This is a genomic window from Luteibacter sp. (assembly GCF_035539195.1).
Classification (GTDB): Bacteria; Pseudomonadota; Gammaproteobacteria; order Xanthomonadales; family Rhodanobacteraceae; genus Luteibacter.
Map to the genome: position 1 here is coordinate 39,853 of NZ_DATLIW010000031.1, position 14,488 is coordinate 54,340.

Consider the following 14,488-nt stretch of genomic DNA (forward strand, 5'->3'; position numbering starts at 1 on the left):
GGGTGAATCCGTGATCGGGTCGAAGCCCCGAGATGGGGCCGCGCAGGCGATAATCCGAGGGTACCGCGACACCGTGTCGCCCCGCCTCGCCAGAAGGACCCCGCCATGCGCCTGCTGACCGGATTGTTGCTCGCCCTGTGCGCCACGTTATGCCAGGCGGCCACGCTCACCGTCGATACGGGGCACGGAACGCGCACGTTCACCACGGAACAGCTGCTTGCGCGGCCCGATGCGCGCGATATCGCCGTGCCCGACGACGTGTCCTACCACCGGAGCATGACGTATCGCGCGGTCCCGATGAAGGCGCTGCTCGACGGCGTCGCGGCGGCGGCCCATCTGCAGTTCACCGCGCTCGACGGCTTCACGGCGGAGATCCCGGCCAGCCTGATCCTCGACGCCCACGGTGCCGAGGCCTGGCTGGCCGTGGAGCCGACAGGCAAGCCATGGCCCGCCCTTGGCGACGGCAAGCCCAGCGCCGGGCCGTTCTACCTCGTATGGCTGCATCCGGAGGCAGGTCATGTCGGTACCGAGCAGTGGCCGTACCAGGTGGCCGCCGTTCGCATGCTGGCCGACCCGGCAAGCCGCTTCCCGGCCATGCGGCCGGCACCGGGACTGGCGGCGAACGATCCGGTCATGCGGGGCTTCGCCGTGTTCCAGCGCAACTGCATCACCTGCCATACGCTCAACGGCCAGGGCGACGCAAAGCTAGGCCCCGACCTCAACATCCCGCACAGTCCCACCGAGTACCTCCGCGACGACATGCTGCGGACCCTCGTTCGCAACCCGCAGGACCTGCGCCACTGGCCGCAGGCGAAGATGCCCGGCTTCGACCGTCGGACACTCTCGGATGCCGACCTCGACGACCTCGTCGCCTACCTCAAGCACATGGCGACCCGAAAGGCCAAACCGTAACCCTGTGGGAGCCGCTCCTGTGGGAGCCGCTTCAGCGGCGATTGTGGGAGCCGCCCCTGTGGGAGCCGCTTCAGCGGCGATTGTGGGAGCCGCTTCAGCGGCGATGGGTGCTCGCGCCAGACCGGCCCGCTGCCGCGGGATCGCCGATGAATCGGCTCCCACAGAATGCCCTTCTAAAGAAAGCCTTCTAAAGAAAGCCTTCTAAAGAGTGCCTTCTAAAGAGTGCCTTCTAACGAAAGCCTTCTACAGAAAGCCTTCCGCAGGAAACCTAGCGCTTCAGCATTTGCAGCTGCCGCGTGCGATCTTCTGGCGCCAGCTTCGCCAGTGCGGACACCTTCGCAAAGAACACCGGCCATGCCCTCCCCGACTGCTCGAACAGCGCCGCGAACGACGGGGTCCACGTGTCGTAGAGACCGAACGGCAACAACGAGGCATTGTTCAGCGGCCGGGCCATCCAGCGGTCGTAGCGATGATCGCCACCGGCTTCGCCGGCACGCCAGAGGAGGTACCGCCCGCGAAAATCCTCGAATTCCTCGGCCTTGGCGACCCGCTTCGCGTCATCGCTCCAGGGCTCGGCGTAGATCGCCTTCAGGCGATCGCGAAGCGCGAGGATTTCACGGGTGAACGCGTGATCCAGGGCATCGCCATGCTCGTCGCGGGCGGGCAGCCGGCGAGCCCGACGCCATTCGCGCACACCTTGCCGCTCGACGAAGCTCGCATAGGATTCGTTGAACGACGAATCGTCCTTCACGTAGATCTTCTGGTGCGCCAGTTCGTGGAAGATCGTCCCCACGAGCTCGTCGTCGTCCCAGCGCAGCATGCTGCTCAGGATGGGATCGGCGAACCAGCCCAGCGTGGAGTACGCCGGCACTTCGCCCAACGCCACGTCATGGCCGAGCGCCCGTTCGCGCATGGCTTCACGATCGGCGAGGTCTTTGCGGAAGAAGCCGCGATAGGCCACGCACCCGGCGACCGGAAAACAATGCGTCACCGCCGACACGGAAAGCTCGGGCGTGGCGAACACGTTCCAGGCCACCCAGGGTCGATCCAGCTGCACGTAGTAGGTGTAGCTACGGTTATCGGGCAGGTCCAGCTGCTTCGATGCGAAGCGCCGTGCTTCCAGCGCGAGTTCCAGCCGCTGGCGGATCTTTTCGGGAGTCGCCGGGTCGGCGACGACCTTGTCGATGGAGCGGCGTTGCGCGAGCAACGCCGCCTGTCCATGGGTCACGTGCGCGTAGTAGCCGAGTGATCGGCAACCAGCGAGGACGGTAATCAGGGCGAGCAAGGCATAACGCATGCGTGCATTGTGCCTGCGCGACGCCTCAATCGTTCGAACCGCCCGTCATCGACTGCAACACACCGTCGCGACGAATCAGACCGTGCATCAAGGCCGCACCCATGTGCGCCAGGAAGGTGAGGAAGAACAGCCAGGCGAGATACCGGTGCGCCTCGCGAAGCCAGGCGTACAGGGCCGGACCCGCGGGAAGGATCGGCGGCAACTGGAAACCCGACCAGAGTGTCACCGGGAAGTTGCCGGCCGAAAGCATGCCCCAGCCGATCAGCGGCATGAGGATCATCAGGCCGTAGAGCAACCAGTGCGAACCGTGCGCGGCCAGCTTCTGCCACTCGGGCAGATCCGCCGGAAGCGGCGGCACCGGATGCGTGAGGCGGTAGCCGAGGCGGATCAACGCCAGGACGAAGATCGTGATGCCCAGCGGCCGATGGAACGACAGCAGCCATTCGTGCTTCGCCTCGACGCTGGTGACCATGCCGGCACCGACAAAGAGCATGGTGAGGATCAGGATCGACATCAGCCAGTGCAGCACACGGGCGAACGGGCGGAACGTGTCGACGCGGCTCATCGCTGATCCTCCTTCGGATGGGCAGTGCCCGGGAGATGGCCTTCCTCACCGGTACGACGCAGGTAGGACACCGCATAGGCGGCCGACCGGGCGACGATGATCGGGTCGCCCGATATCTCGATACCGCGCGGCAGGATCGTTGGGTCGTAGTTGACGTCGCGGCAAGGGCCGTTCGCCTGCGGTTGCGCACTGTCGATCACCAGCACCCCCGCATCGACGGTCTGCCGGTCGTCCGGCCAGGCCTTCGTCGCGTCGTCGACAGGGTCGCCGGGAGCGGCGAAGACCATCTGCAGGTGCCAGCGTGCCGGCCCCTGGGCCAATCGACGGGTCAGGTCGGCGCTGAGGTAATCGGTGTCGCCAGCCGCAGGGCTACCGTCGCCGCTCTCCGGGGCCTCCGGCACGACCTTCCACCGCACCGCATGCCGCTGACCGTTCGCGTCGCGCAGGTAGAACGCGTTGATGCTCTGGTACGTCTCGCTGACATAGCTGGCCGGGGGCTTGGCCGTCTTGATCCAGCCGAGGAAAGCTCCCGTTTCCGGGTGGGCCATGAAGAAAGCCTTGGCCTTGTCGGGATTCGGCTTGCCGGTGGCCGGGTCCGGGGCGGTTGCACGGGTGAGGTCGTAGAACGCCTGCGGCGTGGAGACGGGGAAGACCGGCATGGCGTTCATTCCCGTGCGCCACTGCTCGCCGTCGGCGAGGTCGAAGCGCAGGGCGAAGCTGCGGATGGGAATGCTGCTGTCGGGCGCATAAGGGTTGCCGCCCGGAATCGCGAGGCGCCCAACGACCGGCGTGCGGCCGCTGGCGAACAGCGGCGACGACGAATACTTGGCCAATGCGCCGTTGGCCTCGAAATACCCGCCGACGCATATGCCCTTGGCATGGTTGCGGCGATAACCGGGGTGTTCGTCTCCGCTGGCCTGCAGCGCATCGACCATGCGTTTAGGGGTGAGGCGCCCGGGGGCGAGCCAGCCCCCCACGTAACCGAAGGCCGCGGCAGCGGCTACGACGACAAGGCCTATCAGTGCCCAACGCCCGGCCAGGTTGGCCGGCGGGGGTCGCTTTTGGGGTTCTTGCATGGTCCTGCTCCTTCCTCGCGGGATCGCGTTTCCAGTGTGGGACGTACGTCCACGACTTTTATTCCATGGCGGGGGAATAATCTCCTCCGACGGGCGTCTGATAGTGATGGAACGCCCAGGTACGAGACCCGGCATGTCCGACCCGCGAATCGACGAAGCCCTTCGCCCGATGCTGCCTCGCTTGCGGCGCTTCGCGCTATGGCTCGCCCGCGATCCCCACGCGGCGGACGACCTGGTCCAGTCGACGGTTGAACGCGCCCTTTCCAAGTGGGCATCACGCCGCGAAGACGAGAGTCTGCGCGCCTGGCTGTTCGCGATCTTGTACCGCCTGTTCCTCGACGGAAAGCGGCGGGCCAGTCGCTATGCCCGTTTCATCGGCAGCCTGCACGAGGAAGAGCCGACCTGGCCCTCGGCCGAACGCGTCGCCATTGCCCATTCCACCCTCGCCGCCTTCGCGGACCTCCCGGTGGAGCAGCGCAGCCTGCTGCTGTGGATCACCGTGGAGGGCATGAGCTATCGGGAAGTGGCCGATATCCTCGAGATCCCGATCGGCACGGTCATGTCCCGTCTCTCCCGCGCCCGTCGGGCCCTGCGCCTGCTTGGCGACGGCGGTGCGGAAATCCCTCCCCTGCGACTGCTGAAATGACCACGACGCCCCCCAGCGAACACGATATCCACGCCTACGTGGACGGCCATCTCGACGGCCCACGGCGTGGCGAAGTGGAGCGCTACCTCAGCCGCCATCCCGAGCGGGCCGAGGAAGTCCATGCCTGGCGCCAGGATGCCCAGCAGTTGCGCACCCTGCTTGCCGGCGATCTCGGCGCGACCCCGTCGCAGGAAGCCACGCTCGACCCGGTCGCCATCCGAATGCGTCGGCACAAGCGGCGGGTGACCCGGGCAGCGATCGCGGCCAGCCTGTTCCTGTGCCTCGCGCTGGGCGGCGCCGGCGGCTGGGCGGCGCGCGGCATGGGCACCGGCAGCACCGCGCCGATGGCGGATGCGATGCAGGCTTATCAGCTGCTCGCCGTCGACCATGGCGTCGGCATGGACATCACTACGGGCAACGAAGGCGACCTCCGCGCGTGGCTGGCGGGGCGTGTCGGGGCGACCGCGCACCTGCCCGACCTCGCCGACGCCGGTTTCCGGCCGATGGGCGGGCGGCTGTTCGCCACCGACCAGGGGCCGGCGGCCATGGTCCTGTACGACGATGGCAAGGGGCATACGGTGAGTTTCTACGTACGCCCGCCAGGTGCGGCGAGGCGCCTGCTACCGCGCGGCGAGCGTGAAGACAATGGCCTGCTGGCCAATTACTGGTCGGATGGCTGGCATAACTATGCCGTCGTCGCACTGGCCGACGCAGCCGGCCGCGCCGCCGCGCAACGTGTCGTCGTCAAGGCCATCTAACCCCGAGCTCCCTGAAAACCATCCCCCTGGGCTCCCCATGCCCAGCTCCCTGTGCCCAGCTCCCTGTGCCCAGCTCCCTATGCCCGGCTCCCTATGCCCGGCTCCCCATGCCCAGCACCCTATGCCCAGCACCCTATGCCTGGCTCCCTGTAGCTGGCTCCCGGTAGCTGGCTCTCTGTGGGAGCCGCTTCAGCGGCGAATCCCGCTCACCTCACCGCTCACGCAACTCGCCCGAATGCAGTTCCAACGTCCGATCCATCTTCCCAGCCAGGCGCGAATCATGCGTCACCAGCACGAAGCTCGTCCCGATTTCATGGTTCAGCTCGACCATCAGCTCGTAGACCGCCGCCGCATTCGCTTCATCGAGGTTGCCGGTCGGCTCGTCGCCGAGCACGCAGGCGGGACGCGTGACGAGCGCTCGGGCCACCGCGCAACGCTGGCGCTCGCCACCGGACATCTCCGCCGGACGATGACGCAGGCGCGCGCTCAAGCCCACCCGATCGAGCAGGGCCGTGGCCTCCTTCTGCGCCTGCGCAATGGACACGCCGCGAATCAGCAGCGGCATGCACACGTTCTCCAGCGCGGTGAACTCGGGCAACAGGTGATGGAACTGGTAAATGAAACCCAACGACCGGTTCCGTTCGCGGCCGCGCTCCGCATCCGACAACTCGGACAGCACGCGACCGTTCACCTCGACCTTGCCGGCGGTCAGCGTGTCGAGGCCGCCGATGATGTGCAGCAGGGTCGACTTGCCCGAGCCGGACGCACCGACGATGGACATGGTCTCGCCGCGACGCAGGGAGAAGTTCACGTCGGAAAGCACACCCGTGCGCAGGTCGCCTTCTTCGTAGACCTTGGCGACGCCGGTGGCGCGCAGGACGATGTCGTCGTTGGGCTTATTCATAGCGGAGCGCCTGGGCGGGCTGCGTGCGCGAGGCGCGCCACGCCGGATACAGCGTGGCCAGCAGGGAGAAGACAAAGGTCACCAGCACCACCCAGCCCACGTCGGACCACTGCAGCTGGCTCGGCAGTTCGCTGATGTAGTACACGTCCGGCGACAGGAACGTCTGCCCGGTGACGTGTTCGATCCATTTCACGATGCCCGGCAAGTTGAACGACAGCACCGAGCCCAGCAGCACGCCGAAGCCGATGCCGACGATGCCGACCAGGATGCCCTGGACCATGAACATGCCCATGATGCTGCGCGGCGTCGAACCCAGCGTGCGCAGGATAGCGATATCCGCCTGCTTGTCTGTCACCAGCATCATCAGCATCGAAATCAGGTTGATCACGGCGACGAGGATGATCAACGACAGGATCACGAACATCACCGTCTTCTCCATGTCGATCGCACGGAAGAAGTTGGCGTGGGTGTCCATCCAGGTTTCCACCCGATACGCCTGGCCGAGCTTGTTCACCAGCTCCTGGGCCACTGGCCACGCCTGGCGCATATCGTCCAGCTTGAGGCGGATGCCGGTGGGGCCGGCGAGACCATTGAGCCGCTCGGCATCCGGCATGGAAACGAGCGCGAGGTTCGCATCGTATTCCTGCATGCCCAGCTCGAAGATCCCGCTGACGGTGAAGCTGCGCAGCTTGGGCACGGCGCCCATCGGCGTGGCGGTGAACTGCGGCACGACGACGGTGAGCTTGTCGCCGACGTTCACGCCCAGGGTGAGCGCCAGTTCGCGGCCGAGGATGATCTTCCAGCTACGGTCGGTGAGGTCCGACATCTTGCCTTCGACCATGTGCTTATCGAGGTCGGAGACATTCGGCTCCATCGACGGCACTACGCCGCGGATCAGTGCGCCGCTGGGTCGCTTGGCCTGGAGGAAGGCCTGGGTCTCGACGTAGGGCGCGGCACCGAGCACGTGCTTGGTGCCCTCGGCGGTTTTCACCGCCGTTTCCCAGTTCTGCACGGTATCGTCGATACCGGACACGGTGACGTGCGACACGGCACCGAGGATGCGCGTGCGCAGTTCGCTGTCGAAACCGTTCATCACCGACATGACCGTGATGAGCGCCGTGACGCTGATCGCGATGCAGACGATCGACACCGTGGAGATGAAGGAAATGAACTGGTTGCGACGCTTGGCGCGCGTGTAGCGCAGTCCGATGAAGAGTTCGAGGGGTCTGAACATACCTGTCGATCGCAGCCTGTAAGAAGGGAGCCCGCCACGAAAGGCATGCACCGCGCGGCAGAGTGCCCGATGCCGCCGATTCCGGCAAGCTGGCGGGCCTCAGCGAGCCGCCGAGAGCCTGGCCCGCAGGGTACGCAGATGCCCTGCGTCGGTATTGTCGGGCAGCAGGGCCACGTGCCCCGCCCGGCCGTTCCAGCGAAAATGCAGGAAGACCGAGGTTCCGACCACGCGCGAGGCGACGAGTTCGGCCGGAAAGGCGCGTCCCTTGCGATCGCGCACGGTCCAGAGGCCGTCGAACGCCCAGTCCAGTGTTCTTACCGCCGGCCTGCGACCATGCGCCGCACGCGCCAGCCCGACTGCCGCGATCAGGCCGGCCAATGCCAGCCGGGCGACGGTGGGCAACGAGGTGAAGAGCGGCGCGACGGTGGCCAGTGCGACCATCGCCAGCACGAGACGACTCAGTAGCGGCGAAGGCCGGATATCAAAGCTGATGCCGTGAGCGAATCTCATCGATGATGACCTGCCAGTCGTCGCGGGTGGCACGGGCATGGCCCATCACCCAATCCCAGAGATCGGGATCCTGCACGTCGAGCAGCTCGTCGAATGCCATCCGCTGCGCCTCATCGGCGTCGGCGTAGCGCTCATCCAGCCAGCCGCCAAACAGGCGATCCAGCTCCCGCGTACCCCGACGGGTACGCCAGCGCAGGCGTTTGAGGCGGGCTTCTTCCATCGTGAGCACCAGACTGGCGAAAGACACTGTAGGGGCCAAAACACTGTAGGAGCCAAAACACTGTGGGGGCCAAAACACTGTGGGAGCCGCTTCAGCGGCGATGAGGGCTTGCGGCAAGCACCCATTCGCCGATGAATCGGCTCCCACAAAGAGCGGCTCCAACAAAGAGCGGCTCCAACAAAGCGCAACTCAGCCGTTAGGCCGAGCGACGCTGCACGATGAGCTTCTTGATCTCCGCGATTGCCTTGGCCGGGTTCAGACCCTTGGGGCAGGTACGCGCGCAGTTCATGATCGTGTGGCAACGGTAGAGCTTGAACGGATCTTCGAGATCGTCCAGGCGCGCACCGGTGTCTTCGTCACGGCTGTCGACGATCCAACGGTAGGCCTGCAGGAGAATCGCCGGACCCAGGTAACGGTCGCCGTTCCACCAGTAGCTTGGGCAGGACGTGGAACAGCAGGCGCAGAGGATGCACTCGTAGAGACCGTCGAGCTTCTTGCGGTCCTCCGGCGACTGCAGGCGCTCCTTGTCGGCCGGGGCCGGGCTCTGCGTACGCATCCACGGCTTGATCGACGCGAACTGCGCGTAGAAGTGCGTGAGGTCGGGCACCAGATCCTTCACCACGGGCATGTGCGGCAGCGGGTAGATGTTGACCGTACCGCCGCTGCACTCGTCGATGGCTCGCGTGCACGCCAGCGTATTGGTGCCGTCGATGTTCATCGCGCACGATCCGCAAATGCCTTCACGGCACGAGCGGCGCAGCGAGAGCGTCGAGTCGATCTCGTTCTTGATCTTCAGCAGGGCGTCGAGAACCATCGGGCCGCACGTATCGAGATCCACTTCATACGTGTCGGTGCGAGGGTTCTGGCCGTCGTCCGGCGTCCAGCGGTAGACCTTGAAGGTGCGCACGTTCTTCGCGCCCTTCGCCGGGAAATGCTTGCCGGCCTGGATCTTGGAATTCTTCGGTAGCGTGAACTCTGCCACGATTGCCTCTCCGGTCCGGTATCAGTAAACGCGCTTTTTCGGCGGCACGACTTCAACGTCGTCCGTCAGGGTGTACATATGCACCGGGCGGAAGTCGAAGCTGGAGTTACCGGCTTCGTCGATCCACACCAGCGTGTGCTTCTGCCAGTCATGGTCGTCGCGATCCGGGAAATCTTCGCGGGCATGCGCGCCGCGGCTTTCCGGGCGCTGTTCCGCCGAATGCATCGTGGCCACGGCCTGGGCCAGCAGGTTCGACAGTTCCAGGGTTTCGATCAGGTCGGAGTTCCAGACCATCGAGCGGTCGCTGACCTTGACCTGGGCGAACGACGAGTAGACCTCGGAAATCTTGGCCTTGCCTTCCTTCAGCGTGTCGCCGGTACGGAACACCGCGGCATCGGACTGCATGGTCATCTGCATTTCGGCGCGGATCTCGGCGGTCGGCTTGGCACCGTCGGCGTGACGCAGGCCGTCGAAGCGGGCGAGGATCTTGTCCAGCGCGTTGGCCGGGAGATCCTTGTGCGGCGTGCCCGTCTTGATCAGCTCCGCGCAGCGATGCGATACGGCACGGCCGAACACGACCAGGTCGAGCAGCGAGTTCGAGCCCAGGCGGTTCGCGCCATGGACCGACACGCAGGCCGCTTCGCCGATCGCGAACAGGCCCGGTACGATCGAATCCGGATCGTCGTCGCGCTTGGTCACGACTTCGCCGTGATAGTTGGTCGGAATACCGCCCATGTTGTAGTGGACGGTCGGCAGGACCGGGATCGGCTCCTTGGTCACGTCCACGCCGGCGAAGATGCGCGCCGACTCGGCAATACCCGGCAGACGCTCGTTGATGACCTCGGGGCCGAGATGCATCAGGTTGAGGTGGATGTGGTCCTTCTTCGGGCCCACACCGCGGCCTTCGCGGATCTCGATGGTCATCGCGCGGCTCACGACGTCGCGCGAGGCGAGGTCCTTCGCGTTCGGCGCGTAGCGCTCCATGAAGCGCTCACCCTCGGAGTTGGTCAGGTAACCGCCTTCACCGCGGACACCCTCGGTGATCAGGCAACCCGCGCCGTAGATACCGGTCGGGTGGAACTGCACGAATTCCATGTCCTGCAGCGGCAGGCCGGCGCGCAGCACCATGCCGCCACCGTCGCCCGTGCAGGTATGCGCCGAGGTGGCGCTGAAGTACGCGCGGCCGTAGCCACCCGTCGCCATGACCACGGCATGGCCGCGGAACAGATGCAGGGTGCCTTCGTTCATGTCCAGGGCGAGCACGCCCACGCACTTGCCATCCTCGAACACGAGGTCGATGGCGAAGTACTCGATGAAGAAGGTGGCGTCGTGCGCCAGGGCCTGCTGGTAAAGCGTGTGCAGGATGGCGTGGCCGGTGCGGTCGGCCGCGGCGCAGGTGCGCTGCGCGGTACCCTGGCCGTAATGCGTGGTCATGCCGCCGAACGGGCGCTGGTAGATCTTGCCTTCCTCGGTACGCGAGAACGGCACGCCGTAGTGTTCCAGCTCGATGATGGCCGGGATGGCCTCACGGCACATGTACTCGATCGCGTCCTGGTCGCCGAGCCAGTCGGAACCCTTGATCGTGTCGTAGAAGTGGAAGCGCCAGTCGTCCTCGCCCATGTTGCCGAGCGCGGCGGAAATACCGCCCTGCGCCGCCACGGTGTGCGAACGGGTCGGGAAGACCTTGGTGATGCAGGCGGCCTTGAGGCCCTTTTCGGCCAGGCCGAACGTGGCGCGAAGACCCGCGCCGCCGGCGCCGACCACGATCACGTCGTACTTGTGTTGTTGAATCTTATAGGATTCCATCGATCAGCTTCCGAGCGCGATGCGCAGCACGGCCAGCACGCCCGAAAGCGCGGCGAGTACGGCGATGAACTTGATGAGTACCAGCGAAGCCACTTCGAGCCAGCGGGTATGGACGTAGTCTTCGATCACCACCTGCAGGCCGAGCACGGCATGCTTGAACAGGGTGACGACCAGAGCGATCAGCAGTACCGCGTTCCAGGGCTTCGCGATGGTCGCCCGGGCCGTGGCGTAATCGGCGTGCATCAAGCCGAGCACGGTGATGACGAACCAGAGGGTCAGGAAGATCAGGGCGAGCGCGGTGACGCGCTGGGTCATCCAGTGGCCGACGCCTTCCTTCGCCGAGCCCAGGCCGCGTGCGCGGGCGAGCGGGTTGCGCAGATCCTTGCTCATGCGTGGCTCCCGGTCAGCACGTAGGCCCAGACGGCGACCGTGAGCACGATGGAGACGATGATCGCCATCCAGCTCGAACGGACGAACGACTCGATCGCGTAGCCCTTGCCGGTGTCCTGGACCAGGTGACGGATGCCGTTGCACAGGTGATAGAAGAAGGCGAGGGTCCAGCCGATCATCACGATCGTGCCGAAGGGACTGCCGGCGCAGGCGGTAAAGGTCGCGAAGGCGTCCTGACCGGCAGCGAGGGCGGCAAGACCCCATACGATGAGCAGGCTACCGACGGCGAGGATGATGCCGGTGGCGCGATGCAGGATGGAAGAAGCCATCTGCACTTGCCACTTGTAGACCTGAAGATGGGGTGAGAGCGGTCGTCCCGTTTGTGCCATGGCGGCTATCCTGGATTGGAATCGCTGATGCCCGACGGTCTCCCCTCGCCTTCCGATCCTCAGAAGTCGATGCAGCGTCCGTTCTTTTCCCAGTCGCCGTAACGCGTGGGGTCCAATGGCGCTTTCTCGACCCCTGGTGCGCCGTTCGTGGGGACGATCGGCAGGACGAGCGGTTTCGCCGGAGCGGGGCCGTTCGTGCCTTTGGGTTCGGAGGGATTGTCGGACATGGTTATAAAGCCCTAAAAGCGTAATACCTGTGCCACCTCAGCACAACCTTCAGGATCATGAAGAGGGTTGGTTTGGCCTTGGCCCGGCCGTATATCTTACGCTTCCGCCCTGCCTTGCGCCTCCCCATGCCGAGCCGTACCACTCGCAGCATCACCCTGACCGGCCCCGACGCGGCCTCCTTCGCCAACGCCCAGTTCAGCAGCGACGTCCTCGCCCTGGCGCCCGGCCGATGGCAATGGAGCGGCTGGCTCGACCCCAAGGGACGGGTCCGGGCGCTGCTACAGATCGCCCGGCCCGAAGACGAGCGCCTCGTGGTCGTTCCGCGGGGCGGTGACGGCGAAGCGATCGCGAACGACCTGCGTCGTTTCGTGTTCCGCTCGAAAGTGAAGATGATCGTCTCCGATGTGCTGCACATCGGCGACGGCGATGCCGTCATCGACATGCACATACGCGAAGACGACAGCGGCGCGATTCATTTCGGCGAAGGTCATTCATCGTTGCGCGTCGGCGCCGTGCGCTCCGACGACACGACGAACATCGACGCCGCGAACGACGACAGCGCGTGGGTTACACGACATATCGAGAAGGGTTACGCGTGGCTGCCCGATGCGGCGATCGATGCGTTGTTGCCACCCGCTCTTTCCATGGAGCGCATGAGCGCGGTCTCGTTCAACAAAGGCTGCTTTCCTGGCCAGGAAATCGCAGCGCGCCTGCATTATCTCGGCGGCCACAAGAAACATCTGCACGTCGTTTCATCGGAGCGCGCGCTACAGGAAGGTCTTTCACTATGCGTTGACGGCAAGGCTGTCGGCATCGTGTTGATGTGCAACGCAGCATCGACCAAGCCTATATCGCTTGTCGTATTGGATGACACCGCTGTACAGGCGGACACTCTTGATATCGACGACATGCGTCTGCACATCGTATCGACGTTCGACGCGTGAACTTTCGCAAGCATTCGCAAAATAAAGTTCTACGGTGTGTGTGAGCAAAAGCTGAACCGTACCGCACACGCACTTGCCAAATATGCATTGCGCCACTAGGCTCCGCCGATCCACAAAGTGGCTGTGGTGTTTCATCACAGCGACGCCCGCGACGATCCGTCGACGATGACGGTTCTGGCGCGACCCGGCAAAAGCCGGAGCACGAAACGCGCGCACCATCAGATTGCGCGTAGTAAGCCGACGGAGCCGCCGCCCATTGCGCGATGCCGCTCCCTTTCGGCGCACCCCCATTACCGGACGGCTCCGGACAGCCGTTCAGTACAGTCACAGTGTGTGACGCCCGACTCATCCGCGTAACTGATTCTCAGCGGGTGCCTTCGGTTGGTCCAGGTAGTAACGGCCTGCCCGCCCGTCTACCGCTCATACGTCCCCCATGGCCTCTCCAAAGAACGCCGCAAGTGACGGAAAAGCTCGTTGGAGGCAGATACACATGAAACTTTCCGCTTTGCTATGGATGGCGTCCGTCCTTCCAAGCCACCTCGCTGACCAGACGTGCCTGGCGACGACGGTTTATCTCGAGGCACGTAGCGAACCCACCATCGGCCAGTACGCCGTGGCGGAAGTCGCCCTACGGCGCCGCGATCGCGGCATGGGCGGCGACAAGGTGTGTGCGGTCGTCTCGGCTCCGCGCCAGTTCGCCATCACCACCACACCGAAGGACTTCGAGGTTACCGACCTCGTCGCATGGACCAAGGCGTGGAAAATCGCGGGCGACTCCCTGAATAACTGGAGCCTGCCGAAAAGCGAACGCCTGGTCTATGTTCCACAGGCTGATCATTTCGCGACCGTCGCGGTCGCGCCGAGCTGGTCCGCCAGCCGCATCGTTCGCAAGATCGGTGACCACGCGTTCTACGCCGTCAACTGACGTAAGCGAAGAACGCGCGGGGGAGAAGGAATCCAGGCGGGCAGCTTGGGATTCCCGGGAAAAGGGGCCCTCGGACGAGGGCTTTTTTTTGCCTTGCATTTGCCCAAAGAAAAGGCCCGCCAATGAAGCGGGCCTTTTCTTTTAGCCGTCTAGACGTCTTTACATCGTGACATCCATCGACCTCGTCGATGAAGAAACTTCCGTACGCAGCCGCTTACCTGCGATAAACGTGGTCGCCCTGGATGACGACATAGTCACCACGGCGCAACTGTGGATCCTCCCGCTGCGTCACCGTCGCGACCCGCCCGTCATCCAGGCGGATTCGCACGCGGAACGCGACCTCGTCCGCACCGTTGCGTTCGCCCACCGCGTTGCCGACGAAGCCACCCGCCACCGCGCCGCCGACGGTAGCCGCCGTGCGGCCGTCGCCGTGACCGACCGTGCTACCGAGCAGGCCGCCCGCCACCGCGCCGATGACGGCACCCAGCGGCGATGAATCGCGCCGCGTGTAGACCTGCTCCACGTCACTCACGGTGCCGCACTGGTCGCAGCCTCGCGGCGGACCGGAATACACCACGCGATCCTCGTGGTAGACCCGTCGCGGCGGCTCATAGCATGCCGTCAGCGACAGGGTGGCAACGGCGGCTGCGACGAGGCCGGACTTACGGACGAAGCTATGCATGAATGACGTCCTGGTGGGTG

The 14,488-nt window shown here is 65.1% G+C and carries 18 protein-coding genes; 5 read left to right on the forward strand and 13 right to left on the reverse strand.

The window, feature by feature from the left end:
• Window positions 1–105 precede the first annotated feature (105 nt).
• Window positions 106–912, forward strand: a complete 807-nt coding sequence (locus VM621_RS11995; RefSeq protein ID WP_325469194.1) for a cytochrome c — start codon at window positions 106–108, stop codon at window positions 910–912.
• Between the two features lie 268 nt (window positions 913–1,180).
• Here the strand turns inward: VM621_RS11995 and VM621_RS12000 are convergent, their stop codons facing one another.
• The 3 genes from VM621_RS12000 to VM621_RS12010 are packed head-to-tail and all read right to left on the reverse strand — an operon-like array spanning window position 1,181 to window position 3,850.
• Window positions 1,181–2,209 carry an aminopeptidase gene (locus VM621_RS12000; protein WP_325469195.1) on the reverse strand — a complete coding sequence of 343 codons (1,029 nt, stop codon included), beginning with the start codon at window positions 2,207–2,209 and terminating at the stop codon, window positions 1,181–1,183.
• 25 nt (window positions 2,210–2,234) lie between these two features.
• Window positions 2,235–2,774, reverse strand: a complete 540-nt coding sequence (locus tag VM621_RS12005) for a cytochrome b (RefSeq protein ID WP_325469196.1) — start codon at window positions 2,772–2,774, stop codon at window positions 2,235–2,237.
• A complete protein-coding gene (locus VM621_RS12010) occupies window positions 2,771–3,850 on the reverse strand; it encodes a catalase family peroxidase (protein WP_325469197.1) in 1,080 nt (359 codons plus the stop codon). The genes VM621_RS12005 and VM621_RS12010 overlap by 4 nt, the downstream gene beginning before the upstream one ends.
• Before the next feature lie 133 nt (window positions 3,851–3,983).
• On the opposite strand from VM621_RS12010, the gene VM621_RS12015 reads away from it, so the two are divergent.
• Entirely contained in the window at window positions 3,984–4,496 is a 513-nt protein-coding gene (locus VM621_RS12015; RefSeq protein ID WP_325469198.1) for a sigma-70 family RNA polymerase sigma factor, read from the forward strand.
• Window positions 4,493–5,254 carry an anti-sigma factor gene (locus VM621_RS12020; protein WP_325469199.1) on the forward strand — a complete coding sequence of 254 codons (762 nt, stop codon included), beginning with the start codon at window positions 4,493–4,495 and terminating at the stop codon, window positions 5,252–5,254. The genes VM621_RS12015 and VM621_RS12020 overlap by 4 nt, the downstream gene beginning before the upstream one ends.
• A gap of 211 nt (window positions 5,255–5,465) precedes the next feature.
• On the opposite strand, the gene lolD is transcribed toward VM621_RS12020, so the two are convergent.
• The 9 genes from lolD to VM621_RS12065 all read right to left on the reverse strand — a co-directional run bounded on the left by lolD (window position 5,466) and on the right by VM621_RS12065 (window position 11,916).
• The gene (gene lolD / locus VM621_RS12025) at window positions 5,466–6,158 is read right to left on the reverse strand and encodes a lipoprotein-releasing ABC transporter ATP-binding protein LolD (protein WP_325469200.1); all 693 of its coding nucleotides are present in this window, start codon (window positions 6,156–6,158) and stop codon (window positions 5,466–5,468) included.
• Window positions 6,151–7,392: a lipoprotein-releasing ABC transporter permease subunit gene (locus VM621_RS12030; protein ID WP_325469201.1), complete on the reverse strand. Its 1,242-nt coding sequence runs from the start codon at window positions 7,390–7,392 to the stop codon at window positions 6,151–6,153. Before VM621_RS12030 ends, lolD begins: the two co-directional genes overlap by 8 nt.
• Window positions 7,393–7,491: 99 nt before the next feature.
• Window positions 7,492–7,902 (reverse strand): hypothetical protein, encoded by a 411-nt coding sequence (locus VM621_RS12035; RefSeq protein WP_325469202.1) that lies wholly within the window; start codon window positions 7,900–7,902, stop codon window positions 7,492–7,494.
• Window positions 7,874–8,122 carry a succinate dehydrogenase assembly factor 2 gene (locus VM621_RS12040; RefSeq protein WP_325469203.1) on the reverse strand — a complete coding sequence of 83 codons (249 nt, stop codon included), beginning with the start codon at window positions 8,120–8,122 and terminating at the stop codon, window positions 7,874–7,876. The genes VM621_RS12035 and VM621_RS12040 overlap by 29 nt, the downstream gene beginning before the upstream one ends.
• 196 nt (window positions 8,123–8,318) lie before the next feature.
• The gene (locus VM621_RS12045; RefSeq protein WP_325469204.1) at window positions 8,319–9,104 is read right to left on the reverse strand and encodes a succinate dehydrogenase iron-sulfur subunit; all 786 of its coding nucleotides are present in this window, start codon (window positions 9,102–9,104) and stop codon (window positions 8,319–8,321) included.
• A gap of 21 nt (window positions 9,105–9,125) precedes the next feature.
• On the reverse strand, window positions 9,126–10,910 hold the full coding sequence (sdhA, locus tag VM621_RS12050; protein ID WP_325469205.1) for a succinate dehydrogenase flavoprotein subunit: 1,785 nt from the start codon (window positions 10,908–10,910) through the stop codon (window positions 9,126–9,128).
• Window positions 10,911–10,913: 3 nt separating this feature from the next.
• On the reverse strand, window positions 10,914–11,300 hold the full coding sequence (sdhD, locus tag VM621_RS12055) for a succinate dehydrogenase, hydrophobic membrane anchor protein (RefSeq protein WP_325469206.1): 387 nt from the start codon (window positions 11,298–11,300) through the stop codon (window positions 10,914–10,916).
• Window positions 11,297–11,689, reverse strand: coding sequence for a succinate dehydrogenase, cytochrome b556 subunit (gene sdhC, locus VM621_RS12060; RefSeq protein WP_325469207.1), 393 nt, complete (start codon window positions 11,687–11,689; stop codon window positions 11,297–11,299). Before sdhC ends, sdhD begins: the two co-directional genes overlap by 4 nt.
• 59 nt (window positions 11,690–11,748) lie before the next feature.
• Window positions 11,749–11,916, reverse strand: coding sequence for a DUF1674 domain-containing protein (locus VM621_RS12065; RefSeq protein WP_325469208.1), 168 nt, complete (start codon window positions 11,914–11,916; stop codon window positions 11,749–11,751).
• A 126-nt stretch (window positions 11,917–12,042) separates the two neighbouring features.
• Here VM621_RS12065 and VM621_RS12070 point away from each other — a divergent pair, with 126 nt between their 5' ends.
• Together VM621_RS12070 and VM621_RS12075 are read left to right on the forward strand one after the other, a co-directional pair.
• Entirely contained in the window at window positions 12,043–12,861 is an 819-nt protein-coding gene (locus VM621_RS12070; protein ID WP_325469209.1) for a folate-binding protein, read from the forward strand.
• Window positions 12,862–13,351: 490 nt separating this feature from the next.
• The gene (locus tag VM621_RS12075; protein ID WP_325469210.1) at window positions 13,352–13,786 is read left to right on the forward strand and encodes a cell wall hydrolase; all 435 of its coding nucleotides are present in this window, start codon (window positions 13,352–13,354) and stop codon (window positions 13,784–13,786) included.
• A gap of 214 nt (window positions 13,787–14,000) precedes the next feature.
• On the opposite strand, the gene VM621_RS12080 is transcribed toward VM621_RS12075, so the two are convergent.
• Window positions 14,001–14,468 carry a glycine zipper 2TM domain-containing protein gene (locus tag VM621_RS12080; protein ID WP_325469211.1) on the reverse strand — a complete coding sequence of 156 codons (468 nt, stop codon included), beginning with the start codon at window positions 14,466–14,468 and terminating at the stop codon, window positions 14,001–14,003.
• Window positions 14,469–14,488: the final 20 nt, after the last annotated feature.